Below are 18,674 nucleotides of genomic sequence, written 5' to 3' on the forward strand. Positions count from 1 at the left end.
TCAGCGCCCGGCGGGCAGCGTCGTGCCGGGGGCGGGCTCGGCCGAGGCAATGGGACGCGCGGGTGTCGTGGCCCTGGGACGGTCCAGGATCGCCAGAACCTCGTCCTTGGGGGCGGCGTGACGGTGGCGCAGATGGCCCACCTCGTTTTCAAGGCGGGTGGCGCGGTCAGCCTGGGCACGGGCCTCGCGGCGGATATGGGCCTCTCGCAACCATTCCCAGACCAGGCCCGCCAGCATGCCCAGCGCGAACGCCAGGAAGATCACGAGGAACAGCGGCAGATCGACGGACCAGCGGCCGCCCAGGTATTGCCCGAAATTCGCAGGAAAGGCCGACAGTGTCACGATGTCACGGTTGGCCAGGGCCACCGCGATCAGGATGATCGCCAGTGCCGCCACGAAGATCAGTCGAAGAAAGCGCATGGGTTGTCCTTGGTTGCGGCGGCCGGATGCGGCGCGGTGTCCTTGCAGGGCCTTTTACGCCCTTCAGGCCTCTCCGTTCAACCGATCGCGCAACAGTTTTCCGGTCTTGAAAAAGGGAACGTATTTCTGATCGACATCCACGGCCTCGCCCGTCCGGGGGTTGCGGCCGGTGCGCGCGTCCCGCTTCTTGACGGAAAAGGCGCCAAAGCCGCGCAGTTCGACCCGGTCGCCCCGCGCCATGGCGTCGATGATTTCCTCGAACACGGTGTTCACGATCCGCTCGACGTCGCGCCGGAACAGATGCGGGTTTTCGTCAGCGATAAGCTGGATCAGTTCGGACCGGATCATCATCCCCCCAGGTGGCGTAACGGGCTAAACGGCATCGTTTGCTGAACTTGCGACAAGAAGGCAACGCAGGAAAAGGTTCCCAGTTTCATAGCGATGCCAGTTTTGCCCCCGCCTTGCAAGAGAGGTGAAATTCCCCTGCCCGTCCCGCAGGCACCAGAAAGCCCGCCCCGCATCTGCGGGACGGGCCATGTCAGGCAGTCAGCCGACCGATCAGCGGTCGCGGTTCAGCGCGGCGCCCAGGATGTCGCCCAGCGAGGCGCCCGAGTCGGACGAGCCGTACTGGTCGATGGCTTCCTTTTCCTCGGCGATCTCGCGGGCCTTGATCGACAGGCCAAGACGGCGGGTCTTGGTGTCGATGTTGGTGACGCGGGCATCGACCTTGTCGCCGACCTGGAAGCGCTCGGGGCGCTGATCCTGACGGTCGCGGGCCAGATCGCTGCGGCGGATGAACGACTTGACGCCGTTGTATTCCACCTCGACGCCGCCATCCTCGATCGCGGTGACCTCGACGGTCACGACCGAACCACGCTTCACGCCGTCAACGGCTTCGGCCATGTGTTCGTTTTCGATGGCCTTGATCGACAGGCTGATGCGCTCTTTCTCGACATCCACGTCCTGGACCACGGCTTTCACCACGTCGCCCTTGCGGAAGTCCTGGATCGCGTCTTCGCCGCGGGCATCCCACGAGATGTCCGACAGGTGGACCATGCCGTCGATATCGCCTTCGAGGCCCACGAACAGACCGAATTCGGTGATGTTCTTGACCTCGCCCTCGATGACAGTGCCCGAGGGATGGGCTTCGGCGAAGACTTCCCACGGGTTGCGCTGCGTCTGCTTCAGACCCAGCGACACGCGGCGCTTGGCTTCGTCGATCTCCAGCACCATCACTTCGACTTCCTGAGAGGTCGAGACGATCTTGCCCGGATGGACGTTCTTCTTGGTCCAGGACATTTCCGAGACGTGGACCAGACCCTCGACACCGGCTTCCAGTTCGACGAAGGCGCCGTAGTCGGTGATGTTGGTCACGCGGCCCTGGTGGACCGAGCCGATCGGGAACTTGTCGCCCACGGTATCCCACGGATCGGACTGCAGCTGCTTCATGCCCAGGCTGATGCGGTGGCTGTCCTTGTTGATCTTGATGACCTGAACCTTCAGGGTCTCGCCGATCGACAGGATTTCCGACGGGTGGTTGACGCGGCGCCAGGCCATGTCGGTGACGTGCAGCAGGCCGTCAACGCCGCCCAGGTCAACGAACGCACCGTATTCGGTGATGTTCTTGACGACGCCGTCCACGGTCTGGCCTTCGGTCAGGTTGGCGATGACCTCGGCGCGCTGTTCGGCGCGGCTTTCTTCCAGGATGGCGCGGCGCGACACGACGATGTTGCCACGGCGACGGTCCATTTTCAGGATCTGGAACGGCTGCTTCAGACCCATCAGCGGGCCGGCGTCGCGCACGGGGCGCACATCGACCTGCGAACCGGGCAGGAACGCAACGGCGCCGCCCAGATCGACCGTGAAGCCGCCCTTGACGCGGCCGAAGATGGCGCCTTCGACGCGCTCTTCATCGGCATAGGCTTTTTCCAGACGGTCCCAGGCTTCCTCCCGGCGGGCTTTCTCGCGCGAGATGCTGGCTTCGCCGCGGGCGTTTTCCACGCGGTCCAGATAGACCTCGACTTCGTCGCCAACCTTGATGTTGGGTTCTTCGCCGGGATTCGCGAATTCCTTGAGATCGACGCGGCCTTCCATCTTGTAGCCGACGTCGATGATGGCCTGTCCCGCCTCGATGGCGATGACGCGGCCCTTGACGACCGAACCTTCGTCCGGGGTGTCAATGTCGAAGCTTTCGTTCAGGAGGGCTTCGAATTCCTCCATAGTCGCTTTAGCGCACATATATGATCGGTTTCCTTTACGACGATTTTACTGGCCATGCGGTTGGCTCCGCCGGTCTTTATGGCTGCCTTCGGGAACGGCAAAGGGTCGCGGCATGACGCCCGACCCGTTCAGATGCGGCCTGTTCTGACCATCTCGCCCCTAAGACTGACCGCCATATAAGGGCGAAAAGCAGGAAACTCAACGCGAAAGTCACAAAACGGATATATCCATTGATAAGTACCGCTTGCAGGATCAGGATTGCAGGCGATAGGTTCGGGCGAACATATCGCCCGAGGTGCCGATGATCCGCCCCGCCCTTCTGCTTGCCCTGCTTGCCAGCCCGGCCATGGCAGATGACGTCACCGTCTTCGCTGCGGCCTCGCTGAAGAATGCCCTGGACGAGGTTGCGGCAGGGTTCATGCGCCAGACCGGCCATGACGTGACCATATCCTATGCCGGGTCGAACATCCTGGCCAAGCAGATCATCGAGGGGGCGCCCGCCGATCTGTTCATTTCCGCCAGCAAGGAGTGGATGGACCAGGTCGAGGAGGCGGGCATGGTTGAAAGGCGGGCCGATCTTCTGGGCAACCGCCTGGTGCTGGTCGCGCATGGCGCGGCGCAGCCGGTGCAGATTTCGCCCGATACCGATCTGGCCGGCCTGCTGGACGGCGGCAAGCTGGCCATGGCACTGGTCGATTCCGTTCCTGCCGGACAATACGGAAAGGCCGCCTTGGAACACCTTGGTCTGTGGGACGATGTCCGGGCCGATGTCGCGCAGTCCGACAACGTTCGCGCCGCCCTGGCCCTGGTCGCCACCGGAGAGGCGCCCCTTGGCATCGTCTATGCCACGGATGCGGCTGCCGAGGATGGCGTGACCATCGTGGGCGAATTTCCATCCGACAGCCACCCGCCGATCACCTATCCTGCCGCCTTGCTGACCGGCGCGTCGGACGATGCCGACCGGGCCTTTTACGACGCCTTGTCGGACAGCGCGGCAATGGCCGTCTTTGAACGGCATGGCTTCACGGTGCCGAACTGACGTGGCCGACTGGCTGACCCCCGAGGCATGGCAAGCCATCCGCCTGTCGCTGAAGGTGTCGCTGTGGGCGACGCTTGCCAGCCTGCCTTTCGGGATCCTGGTGGCCTATATTCTCGCCCGTTGGCGCTTTCCCGGCCATGGTCTGTTGAACGGGCTGGTGCATCTGCCGCTGGTGCTGCCGCCGGTCGTCACCGGCTATCTGCTGCTTCTGACCTTCGGACGGCGGGGCTGGGTCGGGCAATGGCTGGACCAGGTCGGCATCGTCCTGGCCTTTCGCTGGACGGGCGCGGCGCTTGCCGCCGCGATCATGGCCTTTCCGCTGATGGTCCGGGCCATCCGCCTGTCAGTCGAGGCCGTGGATCCCCGTCTGGAACAGGCGGCATCGACCCTGGGCGCGTCCCGTCCCTGGGTGTTCCTGACCGTGACCCTGCCCCTGATCCTGCCGGGCATCCTGGCGGGCGCGATCCTGGCCTTCGCAAAGGCCATGGGGGATTTCGGCGCGACGATCACCTTCGTCTCGAACATTCCCGGCCAGACGCAGACCGTGCCTTCGGCCATCTATGCCTTCCTGCAGGTGCCGGGGGGTGAAAGCGCGGCCGCCCGGCTGGTCCTTGCCGCCATCGCGGTCGCCTTGGGGGCGCTGTTCCTGTCGGAATGGCTGTCGCGGGCCGTTGCACGTCGGATCGGGGGGGCGTGATGCTGTCCGTCGCGCTGCGCCACCGGTTTGCGGATTTCACGTTGGACGCGGCCTTCGAAGCGCCGGACGGGTTGACGGCGCTGTTCGGGCATTCGGGATCCGGCAAGACCACGGTGGTCAATGCCGTGGCCGGGCTGCTGCGTCCCCATTTCGCCTGCATCACGGATGGGGACGCGGTGCTGACCGACAGCGAAGGGGGCATCTTCCTGCCGCCGCACCGGCGCGGCATCGGCTATGTCTTCCAGGACGCGCGGCTGTTTCCGCATCTGACCGTGCGGCAGAACCTGCTGTTCGGTCACTGGTTCACGGGCCGGGGGCGCAAGGCCGAACTGTCCCGTGTGGTGGACATGCTGGGCATCGGCGCGCTGCTGTCGCGCCGTCCCGCCGCCTTGTCGGGGGGCGAACGCCAGCGGGTGGCGCTTGGCCGCGCCATCCTGTCCCATCCCCGGATGCTGCTGATGGACGAGCCGCTGGCGTCCCTGGACCAGCCCCGCAAGGACGAGATCCTGCCCTATCTGGAGCGCCTGCGCGATCAGGCCGGGCTGCCGATCCTTTATGTCACCCACTCCCCGGCCGAGGTCGCGCGGCTGGCCACCACCATCGTCCTGATGGATCATGGCCGCGTCCGGGCATCCGGCCCTGCGGCGCAGATCATGTCAAACCCCGCGACCGCCCCGATGCTGGGCCTGGCGGATACCGGCGCCATCCTGACCGCCCGGATAAGGGGGCAGGATGCCGATGGGCTGACCTGGCTTTCGACCCCCGCCGGGCCGCTGTTCCTGCCCCAGGTCGCGGCGCCGGTGGGCCGCAGCCTGCGGCTGCGGATCCTGGCGCAGGACGTGATGATCGCGACCGTGCCCCCTCAGGGGATTTCAGCCCTGAACGTCATTCCCGCCATAATCCGCGACCTGACAGATGCCGAGGGCGGCGTGCTGGTGCGGCTGGACGCGGGCGGGCAGGCCATCCTGTCGCGGATCACCGCGCGTTCGGCCCGCAGCCTGGACCTGCATCCCGGCAAGCCGGTTCATGCCGTGCTGAAGGCTGTTTCCGTGGCGCCCGGCACGATCGGTTTTTCCGCCGGCTGATGGGCCAGCCAGACCCCGCTTTCGCGTGAAAAATATTCATGTTCGGGCGGATTGAACCCCCGGCCCATGGGCGCAATGTGGCGTTCGATGGTCAGGAATGTCCCTTCGATCTGCAGGACCGCGAATTCGTTCTGGCGGTCCGACAGCCGCCCGCACAGCGCGGTGCCCGCCTGCACCTGCAACAGCCCCGGATGCGCCGTCTGGTCCAGCATGGCGCCCGTCGCCCAGACATGCAGATGCCCCGACAAGGCGATCTGCGCCCCCGCGCGTTCCAGCCGCGCCAGGGCCTGGGGCGCGCGGCGCGACAGTTCCTTGTCCACCTGGGCCAGATGCTCCAACGGGTGATGCAGCGCCACGATGTTCATGCCGTTGGGATCAAGGCTGCCTTCCAGGCGCCGGATTTCGCCATTGCGGATGATGCCGCGCTGAACGGCACAGGGATCGACGCTGTTCAGGGACAGGACGCGAACCGGCCCGACCTCTCGGACCGGGGTCAGATCGGGGCCGACCGCATGGCGAAAGCCGCGCCAGGGCATGAGGAAACGGACCGGCAGGTTATACAGCGGCACGTCATGATTGCCGGGGATGACCAGCAACGGCGCCTGGATCCGTTCCAGAAAGGCAGCCCCCTGGGCATATTGCGAAGCGCGGGCGCGATGCGTCAGGTCGCCCGTGACGACCACAAGATCCGCCTGCGCGCCGTTCACGCGATCAAGCAGCGGTTCCACCAGATCCGGGCGGTGAAACCCGAAGTGCAGGTCGGACAGATGGGCGATGCGGATCACGCCTGCGCGTCCCTGGTCTTGTTGCTGCCATCCGCCGGAACCAGCACCCTCAGCGCGCCTTGGCGCACCTGGACATGGAACGGGCTTTCCATGCGCGTCTTTTCTCCGTCATGGGCGATCAGTTGCCGGGGCCTGTCGGTTTCGATGGTCAGGCTGTCGGTGACGATCAGGTCGAAATCGCTGTCCTTGGCGCTGAACCCGAAGGCCAGCCGAAGGGCCGACCGAAGCAGCGGCAAGGGCTTGCGCGCCTTGGCGATCAGAACGGCCAGGTTCCCGGCGCGGATCGCATCCGCCCCGTCCAGGCCGAAGGCCTCAAGCTGATAGGCGCTGCGGGCGATGAAGACCAGGGCCGTGGTGAACCGGCGTTCCCGGCCCTCGACGATCGCGGTCAGCCGCATCGGATTGCGCAGCCGGCGCATCGCCACCAGCACCGACCAATAGGCCGCCATCCGCGACCGGCCCCAGCGTTTGTAAATCCCTTCTCGGGTCTTCAGGATATGGGGGTAGGCGCCAAGGCTGACATTGTTCAGAAAGACCAGATCCCCGATCCGCCCGACGTCAACCGCACGAGGACGGGCATCCAGCAGGGTTTCAAGCCCTTCCTCGATGGTTTCACCCACGCCAAGATCGCGCGCGAAGTAATTGAACGTGCCCCCCGGCAAGACGCCCATCAGCGCATCCGTTTCCGCCAGGGCGCCCGCGACCGCGGACTGGGTGCCGTCGCCGCCCGCGGCGACGATGACGTCGAAGCCGTCCGCGACCGCCTGCCGGGCAAGGCGGCCCAACTGGTCGCCCTGACTTGTTTCACGCAATGCGAATTCGGCCACCCGATCCTGCAGGGCGGCGCGGATCGTGTCCGCCTGGTCGTCCTGCTTTCCCGATCCCCGGTTGCGGATCACGCACAGTCTGCAGGCTGAAAGATCGACCTTGTCGGCTGTATCGCGCATCTGCCACTCCGCTGCCTGTCACAGACAACACGGCGGGCCGCAGCGCGGTTTCACCCCCGCGACATCAAAGCCGCTGCGCCGCCTGTTCGACCGAGGGGCGCAGCCCTGTGCCCCCTGTCGCGATGTATGATTTCAACTGCTCGCGCATCCGAGGCTCCCAATAGTCCTTGAGATGGGCGGCGATCTTGTCGGGCGCGTCACCAGGCTGCGTGTCGAAAAAGGTGGCGATCTGGTTGGCCATGGTGACCATCTTCTCAGGCGACATCGGAAACCTCGGCGCGCAGCCGCTGGGGGTGGCAGAACAGGTCGAACCCCTCGCCGCGCGCAAAGGCGGCAAGGGTCAGGCCCGCGCCCTCGGCTAGGCGCAGGGCGTGCCGCGTGGGGGCAGAGACGGCGATCAGGATGGCGCAGCCCGCCATGACGCATTTCTGGACCATCTCGGTGGACACCCGGCTGGTCAGGACGATGGCGCCCTGCGCAGGGTCGATCCCTTGTCGCGCCATCGCCCCGATCAGCTTGTCCAAGGCATTGTGCCGGCCCACATCCTCGCGCGCCAGAACCACGCCCTGACCCGGCAACAGGAAGCCAGCCGCATGAACGGCCCGCGTCCGGTCATGCAGCGGCTGCCAGCCGCGCAGGGAGTCGGTGGCTGCGGCAATCTCCTGAACCGACAGGGCCGGACCGGCACCGGCCAGGCTGGGCAGCGACCGGACCGCAGCCTCGATGCTGTCGATGCCGCAAAGGCCGCAACCCACAGGTCCGGCCAGCGACCGGCGGCGGGCGGCAAGCTGGGCGCCGCGATCCTCGGCCAGCCACATCTGCGCCTCGATCCCCTTTTCATGGGCGATCACATCGCAACTGGCGATCTGGGCGGTGCCTGTCACGATCCCTTCGGTCAGCGAAAAGCCCATCGCGAAATCTTCGACATCCGCAGGTGTCGCCATCATCACGGCATGGGTCGATCCGTCATAGACCATGGCGATGGCCGTTTCCTCGGGCAGCGCGCGGGTCACCGCGACGCTGCTGCCGGGGCGATGATGAGTCGCATCCGTGGCCCCGAAGGGCTGTGGCAGGTCCATGTCCTACTCCGCGGCGGTCAGGATCCGCCGCGACCGCTCGGCCTGTTCGGCATAGCTTTCCTGCCATTCCGATGGACCGTTCGAGGGGCTGACCTGCACCGCCGTCACCTTGAATTCCGGGCAGTTCGTCGCCCAGTCCGAGAAATCGGTGGTGACCACGTTAGCCTGCGTCGAGGGGTGATGGAAGGTCGTATAGACCACGCCCGCCGCCACCCGGTCGGTCAGAACAGCCCGCAGGGTCGTTTCCCCCGCGCGGGATGCCAGCCGCACCCAGTCGCCATCGTTGATGCCGCGCTGTTCTGCGTCGTGGGGGTTGATCTCCAGCACATCCTCGGCGTGCCAGACGACATTCTCGGTCCGCCGGGTCTGCGCGCCGACGTTGTATTGCGACAGGATCCGCCCCGTGGTCAGCAGCAGGGGGAAGCGCGGGCCGGTGCGTTCGTCGGTCGCCACATATTCGGTGACCATGAAGTGTCCCTTGCCGGACACGAAGCCATCGACATGCATCAAGGGCGTGCCGTCCGGCACCTTCTCGTTGCAGGGCCACTGGACCGAGCCCTTCTCCTCCAGCAGTTCATAGGTGACGCCGGCGAAGCTGGGCGTGGTGGCGGCGATCTCCTCCATGATCTGGCGGGGATGGGTGTAATGCCAGTTCGCGCCCATGGCATTGGCCAGAAGCTGGGTCACCTCCCAGTCCTCGTATCCGTTGCGGGGGGCCATCACCTTGCGGACGCGGTTGATGCGGCGTTCGGCATTGGTGAAGGTGCCGTCCTTTTCCAGGAAGGTCGAACCCGGCAGGAAGACATGGGCGTAATTCGCGGTCTCGTTCAGGAACAGGTCGTGGACGATCACGCATTCCATCGCGGCAAGGCCCGCCGCGACATGCTTGGTATCGGGATCGGATTGCAGGATATCCTCGCCCTGGCAGTAAAGGCCCTTGAAGGTGCCCTCGACCGCCGCGTCCAGCATGTTCGGGATGCGCAGGCCGGGTTCGGGGTCGATCTCGCAGCCCCAGGCCTGCTCGAAGATCGCGCGGACATCGGGCAGCTTGACGTGGCGATAGCCGGGCAGTTCATGCGGGAAGCTGCCCATGTCGCAGGACCCCTGCACGTTGTTCTGGCCGCGCAGCGGGTTCACGCCCACGCCGGGGCGGCCGATATTGCCGGTCAGCATGGCAAGGTTCGCGATCCCCATCACGGTGGTCGAGCCCTGCGAATGTTCCGTCACGCCCAGGCCGTAATAGATCGCGCCATTGCCGCCCGCGGCATACAGACGCGCCGCCGCGCGCAGGTCGGCCGCGGGAACGCCTGTCAGCATCTCGACGTTTTCGGGCGCATGGCGCGGGTCGCTGACGAAATCGACATAGAACTGGAACTCGTCCCAGTCGCAGCGGGTGCGGATGAAGTCCTGGTCGAACAGCCCCTCGGTCACGATGACATGGGCCATGGCGGTGACGACCGCCACGTTGGTGCCGGGCTTCAAGGGCAGGTGGTAAGCCGCCTGGATATGCGGGGATCGCACGATGTCGGTGCGGCGCGGATCGACCACGATCAGCTTGGCCCCCTGGCGCAGGCGCTTCTTCAGGCGGCTGGCGAAGACCGGGTGTCCGTCGGTCGGGTTCGCGCCGATGACCATGACCACGTCGGCCTGTTCGACGCTGTCGAAGTCCTGCGTGCCGGCCGAAGTGCCGTAAGTTTTGCCCAACCCGTAACCGGTCGGCGAATGGCAGACGCGGGCGCAGGTGTCGGTGTTGTTATTGCCGAAGACCGCGCGGGTCAGTTTCTGTACCAGATAGGTTTCCTCGTTGGTGCAGCGGCTGGAGGTGATGACGCCCACCGACTTGCGGCCATACCTTTCCTGGATGCCCTTCATCCTGGCTGCGGCGAAGGACAGCGCCTCGGCCCATTCGACCTCCCGCCAGGGTTGGTCGATGGTCTCGCGGATCATGGGCTTCAGGATGCGGTCCTTGTGCTGGGCATAGCCATAGGCGAAGCGGCCCTTGACGCAGCTATGGCCCCGGTTCGCCTTGCCGTGCTTGTAGGGAACCATGCGCACCAGCTGGTCGCCGTTCAGTTCCGCCTTGAAGGAACAGCCAACGCCGCAATAGGCGCAGGTGGTGATGACGGACCGTTCGGGCGTTCCCAGTTCGATCACCGACTTTTCCTGCAGGGTCGCGGTCGGGCAGGCCTGCACGCAGGCGCCGCAGGACACGCAGTCCGAGGTCAGGAAGTCATCGCCGATGGCCCCCGCCTTGACACGGCTGTCGAAGCCCCGGCCTTCGATGGTCAGGGCAAAGGTGCCCTGCACTTCCTCGCAGGCGCGGACGCAGCGGGAACAGACGATGCACTTGGCCGGGTCATAGGTGAAATAGGGGTTGCTTTCGTCCTTGGGCGTGTAATGCGCATTCACTCCCACCCCGTCGCGCGGCGCGAAATGGTTGAGCAGCGTGTTCCCCTCGGGCGCCTTGTAGCGCACGTCGCGCAGGCCGACATTGCCCGCCATGTCCTGCAATTCGCAGTCGCCATTGGCCGCGCAGGTCAGGCAGTCCAGCGGGTGGTCGCTGATATAAAGCTCCATCACGCCCTTGCGCATCCGGCGCAGCTTGTCTGACTGGGTGTGGACGACCATGCCTTCCATCACCGGCGTGGTGCAGGACGCGGGCGTGCCGCGGCGGCCCTCGATTTCCACCACGCACAGGCGGCAGGAGCCGAAAGCCTCCATGTTGTCGCTGGCGCACAGCTTGGGGACCATGATCCCGGCTTCGGCTGCGGCGCGCATGACGGACGTGCCCTCGGGCACCGTCACGGCGATGCCGTCAACGCTGATCGTGACCGGCAGCCCGACCTTGGCGGGCGTGCCCATGTCGCGGTCGTCGCCCGGCGGGAATTGGGGGATGATGAAGTCTCTCATTCGGCTGCCTCCTGCAAGGTGGCGAAATCGTCGGGGAAATGGGTCAGGGCGGACATGACCGGAAACGGCGTGAAGCCGCCAAGCGCGCAAAGCGAGCCGTCCTTCATCGTCTCGCACAGGTCGGTCAGCAGCGGGATCGCGGCGGCGTCCCCTTGGGCGATGCGGTCGATGGTTTCCACCCCGCGCACCGCGCCGATCCGGCAGGGCGTGCATTTGCCGCAGGATTCAACGGCGCAGAACTCCATGGCAAAGCGGGCCATCCGCAGCATGTCGGCGGTGTCGTCGAAGACCACCAGCCCGGCATGGCCGATCAGCCCGCCGTTCCGGTCGAATTCCTCGTATCCCATCGGCGTGTCGAACTTCTCGACCGGCATATAGGCGCCCAAAGGGCCGCCGACCTGCACCGCCTTGACCGGGCGGCCGCTGGCGGTGCCGCCGCCAATGTCGTTCACGACCTCGCCCAGGGTCATGCCGAAGGCGGTCTCGAACAGCCCGCCGCGCTTGACGTTGCCCGCGATCTGCAGGGTCACAGTGCCGCGCGACCGGCCCAGGCCGAAATCGGCGTAATGCTGCGCGCCCTTTTCGAAGATCACCGGGACCGTCGCCAGCGAGATCACGTTGTTCACGACCGTGGGCCGCCCCAGAAAGCCTTGCAGCGCGGGCAGCGGGGGCTTGGCGCGCACGGTGCCGCGCTTGCCTTCCAGGCTGTTCAGCAGGCTGGTTTCCTCGCCGCAGACATAGGCGCCCGCGCCGGTGCGCACCTCCATGTCGAAAGCGCGGCCCGATCCCAGCACGTCGGGCCCAAGCAATCCCCGCTGCCGGGCGATCGTCACGGCCTGGGTCAGGATATGGATCGCGTCCGGATATTCCGACCGCAGATAGACATAGCCGCGCGTGGCGCCCACGCCCAGGCCCGCGATCGCCATTCCTTCGATCAGGGAAAACGGATCGCCCTCGATGATCATGCGGTCTGCGAAGGTGCCGCTGTCGCCCTCGTCGGCGTTGCAGACGATGTATTTCTGGGGGGCTTCCGCCTCGGCCACGGTCTTCCACTTGATGCCGGTGGGAAAGCCCGCCCCGCCACGTCCGCGAAGGCCGCTGTCGGTGACTTCCTGCACGATCTGCGAACCGGTCATTCCGATGGCGCGGCGCAGGCCAACCAGACCACCATGGGTTTCGTAGTCGTCCAGATCCAAGGGGTCGATCACGCCGCAGCGGGCAAAGGTCAGCCGGGTCTGGCGGGCGAACCAGTCGATGTCCTCGACCCGGCCCAGGCCGTTCAGCTTGCCGTCCAGCAGGTCGGGCACCTGGTCAGGGGTCACGTTCCCGTAACCGATCCGACCTTCGGGCGTGTCGATCTCGACCAGAGGTTCCAACCAGACCATGCCGCGCGTGCCGTTGCGGACGATCCGCACATCCAGACCACGCGCCTTGGCCTCGCGCGAAATCGCGTCGGCCACGTCGTCCGCGCCAAGCGCCTTGGCGGCGCTGTCCAGGGGGACAAAGATCTTCATGCGCCCACCTCGGCCAGGATGCGGTCCATGCGGGCGTCATCGACGCGGCCCACCACGCGCCCATCCACCATCGCGGCGGGGGCGCAGGCACACATGCCAAGGCAATAGACCGGTTCCACCGTGACCGCGCCATTGGGCGTGGTGTCATGCCAGCCAATGCCCAGCTTTTGCAGGGTGGATTCTGCCAAGGCATTGGCGCCCATGGACTGGCAGGCCTCGGCCCGGCAGATTTTCAGGACATGGCGGCCGGCAGGCCGGCTGCGGAAATCGTGATAGAAGCTAATGACGCCATGCACCTCGGCCCGGCCCAGGTTCAGGATATCCGCCAGGACCGGCACGGCAGCCTGCGGCACGAAGCCCCAAGTGTCCTGCAACGCGTGCAGCATCGGCAGAAGGGGCCCTTCCATCGAGGAAAGCGGAGCAACGACCCCGCGGATTTCCTCCTCGGAGGGGGCTGGCGCATTGGAATGCATCGGCTGGCCTTTCGACGAACGTTCTTCGTCATCAAATCAGGCGGACCATCCGCAAATCAATATCGTTGTTCCGTCAGTCGATAGAAATCATCTATCGCCGGCCATGCGCCGTGCCTCTGCCAGCAACGCCTCCAGGACGGGGGTGTGCGGCTCGCGCCAGGGCGCCACCAGACCCACCGCATGGCTGGCCCCTGCCCCGTCCAGCGGGATCATCCGAAGGGGTTTGCCCTCTGTCAGGAAGGCCGCAATGTCCTCGGGCAGGATGGTGATCCAGCCGCCTTCCAGCACATGCGCAACCAGCACGACGGTGGAACTGGATTCAACCGTGGCCTGGGGGGTCACGCCCGCCTCGATCAGGTTGCGGTTGATGATGCGGCGGTTCTGCATGTCGCTGGTCAGCAGGCACATCCGATGCCCTGACAGATCGGCCCAACCCACCCGGTCCTGACGGGCCAGAGGAGAGCTTTCGGCGCAGACCAGCATGTAGCGTTCGTCGTAAAGCCGCACCGTGCTGACGCGGCCCAGCGGTTCGTTGTCCAGATAGGAAATCCCCGCATCCACGGTCAGATCGTCGATCATCTGCAGGATCTCGACCGAGGTGCGCGACAGGATCGTCATGCCGACATTGGGATGCGCGGCGCCGAAGCGGGCGCTGATCCGCGCGGCCCAGGTTAGGGCCGTGGGGATGACCGCGATGCGCAACTGGCCCGACAAGCCGTGACGGGTGGCCCGCATCTCCTCTCGCAACTGCCGGGTATCGCCGACGATGCGCCGTGCCCAGACAAGCGCGGATTGCCCCTCGGGCGTCAGCCCGCCGAAGCGCGAGCCGCGAAAGATCAGCAGGACGCCAAGCTGTTCCTCAAGCTGCTTGATGCCCGCCGACAGGGTGGGCTGGGTGATACCCAGGCTTTCGGCGGCGCGACCGAAATGGCGTTCCTTGGCGACGGCCAGGAACATCTCCAGCTTGTCGATCATGCCGCCCCCCTTGCGGGATCACTGTGCAGGCGCGGCCTGCGCTTCGTCAAACTTGTCCTTGCGGCCCAGCAGACGACGCATCAGCACATAGAACAGCGGCGCGAACAGGATGCCCATCACGGTCGAGGCGATGGTCCCGCCGATCACCGTGGCGCCGATGGCGTTGCGGCCGTTGGCCCCCGCGCCCGTGGACAAAAGCAAGGGCAGCACGCCAAGCGTGAAGGCGATCGAGGTCATGATGATCGGGCGGAACCGCTGGCGCGCGGCCTCGACCACGGCCTTGAACAGGGGCACGCCGGCTTCGGACTGTTCGCGGGCGAATTCCACGATCAGGATCGCGTTCTTGCCCGTCAGGCCGATCACGGTCAGCAGGCCCACCTGGAAGAAGACGCCGTTGTCGAAGCCGCCAAGGTAGGCGCCGACAAGCGCGCCCAGCACGCCGATGGGCATGACCAGGATTACCGCCAGGGGGATCGACCAGCTTTCGTAAAGCGCGGCAAGGCACAGGAACACCGCCGCCAGCGACAGCGCGTAAAGCAGCGTCGTCTGGTCGCCCGATTCACGTTCCTCCAGCGACAGCCCGGTCCAGGCCACGGCAAAGCCGGGCATCTGGGCCACCAGCCGTTCGACCTCGGCCATCGCCTCGCCGGAACTGACGCCGGGCGCGGGGCTGCCCTGGATCTGCATGGACGGGATGCCGTTATAGCGGTTCAGGCCCTGCGGACCGAAGGTCCAGTCCCCGGTCGAGAAGTTCGAGAAGGGCACCAGGCCGCCCATGGCGTTCCTGACCCGCCATTTGTCGAAGTCGCTGGGGTTCGACCGCGAATCCGGTTCGCCCTGGACATAGACGCGCTTGATGCGGCCCCGGTCCACGAAGTCGTTGACGTAGCGGCCCGTCCAGGCGATCTGCAAAAGGTTCGCCACGTCGGTCGCCGTGACCCCCATCGCGCCTGCCTTGCGCCAGTCGATGTCCAGGTTGAACTGCGCCGCATCCTCCAGCCCGGATGGCCGGGCCTGAGCGATCAGCGGGCTTTGCGCGGCCATGCCCAGGAACTGGTTCCTCGCCTCGAGCAGTTGTTCATGCGACTGCCCGCCGCGCGCCTGCAGATAGAAGTCGAAGCCCGAGACGTTGCCAAGCTCGATCACGGAAGGGGGCACGATGGGAAAGACCATCGCGTCCTGGATCTGGCTCAAGGCGCCGAAGGCCCGGCCCGCGACGGCCTGCACCGATTGCTCGGGGTTGGGGCGGTCCTTCCAGTCCTTCATTCGCACGAAGGCGATGCCGACGTTCTGGCCCTGCCCCGCGAAGCTGAAGCCCACCACGCCGAACATCGAATCGACCGAATCCTTTTCCTGGGTCAGGAAGTAATCCTGCACCTGGTCCACGACGGCGGCGGTGCGTTCGGCGGTGGCCCCGGTCGGGCCCTGGATCAGGACGAACATGATGCCCTGATCCTCGTCCGGCAGGAAGCCTTCGGGCGTGCGCAGGAACAGCAGGACCATGGCCGCGCCGATGGCCGCATAGACCAGCAGCATCTGCAGGGGACGGCGCACGATCCAGCCGACCGCCCCGGTATAGCCATTGGTGGTGCGGTCGAAGTTGCGGTTGAACCAGCCGAACAGACCGCGCTTGCTGTGATGGTCCTTGGACCGCAGCAGCGTCGCGCAAAGGGCGGGGGTCAGGGTCAACGCCACCAGCACCGAAAGCCCCATGGCCGAGACGATGGTGATGGCGAACTGCTGATAGATCACCCCGGTGGAGCCGCCGAAGAAGGCCATCGGGACGAACACGGCCGACAGGACCAGGGCAATGCCGACCAGTGCGCCGGTGATCTGGCCCATGGACTTGCGCGTGGCCTCTCGCGGCTCGAGGCCCTCCTCCTCCATGATCCGCTCGACGTTTTCGACCACGACGATGGCGTCGTCCACCAGCAACCCGATGGCCAGCACCATCGCCAGCATGGTCAGCGTGTTGATGCTGAAGCCGAAGGCCGCCATGATGCCGAAGGTGCCCAGAAGCACGATGGGAACGGCCAGCGTCGGGATCAGCGTCGCCCGCCAGTTCTGCAGAAAGACATACATGACGATGAAGACCAGCACGATCGCCTCGATCAGGGTCTTCACCACCTCCTCGATCGAGATCTCGACGAAGGGCGAGGTGTCGAAGGGGATCACATAGTCCACACCCTCGGGGAAGAACTCGGCGAACTCCTCCATCCGCGCCTTGACGCGTTCGGCGGTATCCAGCGCGTTTGCGCCGGGCGCCAGGGACAGCGCCATGCCCGACGACGGCCGCCCGTTGTAATTGGCCAGCGTGGCATAGCTTTCCGCGCCGATCTCGACCCGGGCCACGTCGCGCAGCAGGACCAGGCCGCCGTTTTCCTCGGCCCGCAGGACGATCTGGCGGAAGTCCTCGGGCGTGGACAGCAGCGATTGCGCCGTAACGGTGGCGTTCAGTTGCTGCCCCTCGACCGTGGGCAGGTCGCCGAAGGCCCCGGCCGAGATCTGCGTGTTCTGCGCCGACACCGCCGCCACCACGTCCGAAGGCGCGATCTCATAGGCGGCCAGCTTGTCGGGATCCAGCCAGATGCGCATGGCATAGGGCGCCCCGAAGACCTGGACGCTGCCCACGCCTTCCACCCGGGACAGATCGTCCACCAGGTTCGAGAACATGTAGTCCGACAGGTCGGTCTGGTCGTAGTTTTCATTGCCGATCAGGCCGATGACCATCAGGAAGCCGGCGGTCGATTTCTCGACCACGACGCCCTGGCGCTGCACGGGTTCGGGCAGCAGGGGCGTCGCCTGGGACAGCTTGTTCTGGACCTGCACCTGGGCGATGTCCACGTCGGTCCCGGTCTCGAAGGTCAGCGTGGTGGACGACGACCCTGCCGAGGTCGAACTGGACGAGATGTAGCGCAGCCCGTCCAGGCCGGTCATCTGCTGTTCGATGACCTGCGTCACCGTGTTCGAAATCGTTTCGGCCGAGGCACCGGGATAGGTCGCGCGGATCGTGACCGAGGGCGGCGCGATCTGCGGATATTGGGCCACCGGAAGGGTCAGGATCGACAGGATGCCGATGCCCATGATGATGATCGAGATCACCCAGGCGAAGACCGGACGGTCGATGAAGAAACGGGCCATGATCTGTCGCGCCTTCGCTTTGTGGCGTCAGTTGGTGGATGCGGCTTCGGCCTGGGGGGCCGTCTGGTCGGCGGACGCGGTGGCGGCAGGTTCCGCGCTGCCGCGTTCCTGGGGCGTCACCGGCGCGCCGGGCGCGATGCGCTGCACGCCCGAGACGATGATGCGGTCGCCTGCGGCCAAACCCTCGGTCACGACCCAGTCGCTGCCCTGGTCCTGCGCGATCTCCAGCGGGCGTTCCTCGACCACGTTCTGATCGTTCACGACCATGGCGACGGGACGGCCGCGCCGGTCTCGGCTGACACCCTCTTGCGGGGCAAGGATCGCGTCCTGCAACTGCGCCTGGGGGATATCGGCCTGAACGAACATGCCGGGCAGCAGCAGCCCGTCGGGATTGGCGAATTCCATCCGCAGTGTGATGACCCCGGTCGTTTCGTCCACATAGGGTTCTGCGGCGGTCATCGACCCGGTATGTTCATAAACGCTGCCATCGGCCAGGCGCAACGTCACGGTACGGTCCACGCCTTCGGGCAGCGCGGCATTGGGGCCCATCCGCTGCCACCGGATGATTTCGGCGGCCGATTGGGTCACGTCCACGCGCACCGGATCAATGCGGCGGATCACCGCCAGCGGACTGGCCTGGCCGGCGGTGACAAGGGCACCGTCACTGACCTGGGCAAGGCCGATCACGCCGTCGATGGGCGCGGTGATGGTCGTGCGGTCCAGGTCGATCTGGGCTGCCAGCAACTGCGCCTCGGCCGCCTTGACGGCGGCTTCGGCCGCATCGCGGGCGGCGATGGCCGTGTCCTGCGTCTGTTCGCTGGCGACGCGCCTGTCACGCAGGGCCACGACACGCTCGGCCTCTCTGCGTGAGGCATCGGCCTGGGCCTGGGCCTGGGCCAGGGAAGCCTGGGCCTGGGCCAACGCCGCTTCATAGGTGCGCGGGTCGATACGATAAAGCGGATCGCCCGCCGAAACCTGGCTTCCTTCCTCGAACAGGCGTTCGACGATCAGGCCGCCGACCTGGGGCCGCAGCTCCGCCTCGGCCGAGGCAACGACGCGGCCGGGCAGGCTTGACGTCAGGGTGATGTCCTGCGGCTGCAGGGTAACGACCGTGACGGCGGGGGGCGGCATGTCGCCGCCGGGCGCCTGGGCCGAGGCGCCAAGGGGGGCAGCCGCGACCATGCCGGCAAGAACAAGGAGTCGAGTCAGCGTGGCCATGCTGTCCGTCCGTTTGGATGAATAAACCGAAACCGGCGCCTGCCCTTCGCGCAAGGCAGTCTTTCGCCGCCGCACACGCTATCGTCAAGCGACGTGAAGGACAACGGGGTCAATGCGTTTTTGCGCGCCGGAACACGGCGTGCTTGCCTGATGCCCGTGCGGCAGGCAATC

At 66.0% G+C, this 18,674-nt stretch carries 16 protein-coding genes; 3 read left to right on the top strand and 13 right to left on the bottom strand.

From position 1 onward, the window contains the following. The 3 genes from CK944_RS01380 to rpsA form a co-directional block, all read right to left on the bottom strand. Positions 1-420: a lipopolysaccharide assembly LapA domain-containing protein gene (locus tag CK944_RS01380; protein WP_103171210.1), complete on the bottom strand. Its 420-nt coding sequence runs from the start codon at positions 418-420 to the stop codon at positions 1-3. Between the two features lie 63 nt (positions 421-483). Beyond that, positions 484-768, bottom strand: a complete 285-nt coding sequence (ihfB, locus tag CK944_RS01385; protein WP_103171323.1) for an integration host factor subunit beta — start codon at positions 766-768, stop codon at positions 484-486. Between the two features lie 210 nt (positions 769-978). Further along, the gene (rpsA, locus tag CK944_RS01390; RefSeq protein ID WP_103171211.1) at positions 979-2,658 is read right to left on the bottom strand and encodes a 30S ribosomal protein S1; all 1,680 of its coding nucleotides are present in this window, start codon (positions 2,656-2,658) and stop codon (positions 979-981) included. 283 nt (positions 2,659-2,941) lie between these two features. On the opposite strand from rpsA, the gene modA reads away from it, so the two are divergent. From modA to modC, 3 genes are read left to right on the top strand one after another with little or no spacing between them, the layout of a single operon-like run. After that, positions 2,942-3,679 carry a molybdate ABC transporter substrate-binding protein gene (modA, locus tag CK944_RS01395; RefSeq protein ID WP_103171324.1) on the top strand — a complete coding sequence of 246 codons (738 nt, stop codon included), beginning with the start codon at positions 2,942-2,944 and terminating at the stop codon, positions 3,677-3,679. A gap of 1 nt (position 3,680) precedes the next feature. Beyond that, the gene (modB, locus tag CK944_RS01400; RefSeq protein WP_103171212.1) at positions 3,681-4,376 is read left to right on the top strand and encodes a molybdate ABC transporter permease subunit; all 696 of its coding nucleotides are present in this window, start codon (positions 3,681-3,683) and stop codon (positions 4,374-4,376) included. Then, a complete protein-coding gene (modC, locus tag CK944_RS01405) occupies positions 4,373-5,461 on the top strand; it encodes a molybdenum ABC transporter ATP-binding protein (protein WP_103171213.1) in 1,089 nt (362 codons plus the stop codon). Before modB ends, modC begins: the two co-directional genes overlap by 4 nt. Here the strand turns inward: modC and CK944_RS01410 are convergent. The 10 genes from CK944_RS01410 to CK944_RS01455 form a co-directional block, all read right to left on the bottom strand. Then, positions 5,401-6,246: a metallophosphoesterase gene (locus CK944_RS01410; RefSeq protein ID WP_103171214.1), complete on the bottom strand. Its 846-nt coding sequence runs from the start codon at positions 6,244-6,246 to the stop codon at positions 5,401-5,403. The genes modC and CK944_RS01410 overlap by 61 nt on opposite strands. Beyond that, a complete protein-coding gene (locus tag CK944_RS01415) occupies positions 6,243-7,193 on the bottom strand; it encodes a diacylglycerol kinase family protein (RefSeq protein ID WP_103171215.1) in 951 nt (316 codons plus the stop codon). The genes CK944_RS01410 and CK944_RS01415 overlap by 4 nt, the downstream gene beginning before the upstream one ends. Positions 7,194-7,257: 64 nt before the next feature. Further along, positions 7,258-7,458, bottom strand: coding sequence for a formate dehydrogenase subunit delta (locus CK944_RS01420; protein WP_103171216.1), 201 nt, complete (start codon positions 7,456-7,458; stop codon positions 7,258-7,260). Continuing rightward, a complete protein-coding gene (gene fdhD, locus CK944_RS01425; protein ID WP_103171217.1) occupies positions 7,448-8,272 on the bottom strand; it encodes a formate dehydrogenase accessory sulfurtransferase FdhD in 825 nt (274 codons plus the stop codon). The genes CK944_RS01420 and fdhD overlap by 11 nt, the downstream gene beginning before the upstream one ends. Positions 8,273-8,275: 3 nt before the next feature. After that, complete coding sequence (gene fdhF, locus CK944_RS01430) at positions 8,276-11,182, bottom strand: formate dehydrogenase subunit alpha (protein ID WP_103171218.1); 2,907 nt, start codon at positions 11,180-11,182, stop codon at positions 8,276-8,278. Further along, on the bottom strand, positions 11,179-12,696 hold the full coding sequence (locus CK944_RS01435) for an NADH-quinone oxidoreductase subunit NuoF (RefSeq protein WP_103171219.1): 1,518 nt from the start codon (positions 12,694-12,696) through the stop codon (positions 11,179-11,181). The genes fdhF and CK944_RS01435 overlap by 4 nt, the downstream gene beginning before the upstream one ends. Further along, positions 12,693-13,169, bottom strand: coding sequence for a formate dehydrogenase subunit gamma (locus CK944_RS01440; protein WP_103171220.1), 477 nt, complete (start codon positions 13,167-13,169; stop codon positions 12,693-12,695). The genes CK944_RS01435 and CK944_RS01440 overlap by 4 nt, the downstream gene beginning before the upstream one ends. 87 nt (positions 13,170-13,256) lie before the next feature. After that, positions 13,257-14,144, bottom strand: coding sequence for a LysR family transcriptional regulator (locus tag CK944_RS01445; protein ID WP_103171221.1), 888 nt, complete (start codon positions 14,142-14,144; stop codon positions 13,257-13,259). A gap of 18 nt (positions 14,145-14,162) precedes the next feature. Continuing rightward, complete coding sequence (locus tag CK944_RS01450; protein ID WP_103171222.1) at positions 14,163-17,285, bottom strand: efflux RND transporter permease subunit; 3,123 nt, start codon at positions 17,283-17,285, stop codon at positions 14,163-14,165. Positions 17,286-17,312: 27 nt separating this feature from the next. Beyond that, positions 17,313-18,503 (bottom strand): efflux RND transporter periplasmic adaptor subunit, encoded by a 1,191-nt coding sequence (locus CK944_RS01455; RefSeq protein ID WP_103171325.1) that lies wholly within the window; start codon positions 18,501-18,503, stop codon positions 17,313-17,315. Positions 18,504-18,674: the final 171 nt, after the last annotated feature.

Source organism: Paracoccus sp. SY, assembly GCF_002901215.1.
Taxonomy (GTDB): Bacteria; Pseudomonadota; Alphaproteobacteria; order Rhodobacterales; family Rhodobacteraceae; genus Paracoccus; species Paracoccus acridae.

What these genes read in the sequence shown, in the direction of transcription:
- fdhD (WP_103171217.1), bottom strand. Translation starts at nt 8,272, where the DNA reads ATGGACCTGCCACAGCCCTTCGGGGCCACGGATGCGACTCATCATCGC.
- CK944_RS01455 (WP_103171325.1), bottom strand. Translation starts at nt 18,503, where the DNA reads ATGGCCACGCTGACTCGACTCCTTGTTCTTGCCGGCATGGTCGCGGCT.
- CK944_RS01450 (WP_103171222.1), bottom strand. Translation starts at nt 17,285, where the DNA reads ATGGCCCGTTTCTTCATCGACCGTCCGGTCTTCGCCTGGGTGATCTCG.
- CK944_RS01380 (WP_103171210.1), bottom strand. Translation starts at nt 420, where the DNA reads ATGCGCTTTCTTCGACTGATCTTCGTGGCGGCACTGGCGATCATCCTG.
- CK944_RS01445 (WP_103171221.1), bottom strand. Translation starts at nt 14,144, where the DNA reads ATGATCGACAAGCTGGAGATGTTCCTGGCCGTCGCCAAGGAACGCCAT.
- modA (WP_103171324.1), top strand. Translation starts at nt 2,942, where the DNA reads ATGATCCGCCCCGCCCTTCTGCTTGCCCTGCTTGCCAGCCCGGCCATG.
- CK944_RS01420 (WP_103171216.1), bottom strand. Translation starts at nt 7,458, where the DNA reads ATGTCGCCTGAGAAGATGGTCACCATGGCCAACCAGATCGCCACCTTT.
- CK944_RS01440 (WP_103171220.1), bottom strand. Translation starts at nt 13,169, where the DNA reads ATGCATTCCAATGCGCCAGCCCCCTCCGAGGAGGAAATCCGCGGGGTC.
- CK944_RS01435 (WP_103171219.1), bottom strand. Translation starts at nt 12,696, where the DNA reads ATGAAGATCTTTGTCCCCCTGGACAGCGCCGCCAAGGCGCTTGGCGCG.
- rpsA (WP_103171211.1), bottom strand. Translation starts at nt 2,658, where the DNA reads ATGTGCGCTAAAGCGACTATGGAGGAATTCGAAGCCCTCCTGAACGAA.
- ihfB (WP_103171323.1), bottom strand. Translation starts at nt 768, where the DNA reads ATGATCCGGTCCGAACTGATCCAGCTTATCGCTGACGAAAACCCGCAT.
- fdhF (WP_103171218.1), bottom strand. Translation starts at nt 11,182, where the DNA reads ATGAGAGACTTCATCATCCCCCAATTCCCGCCGGGCGACGACCGCGAC.
- CK944_RS01415 (WP_103171215.1), bottom strand. Translation starts at nt 7,193, where the DNA reads ATGCGCGATACAGCCGACAAGGTCGATCTTTCAGCCTGCAGACTGTGC.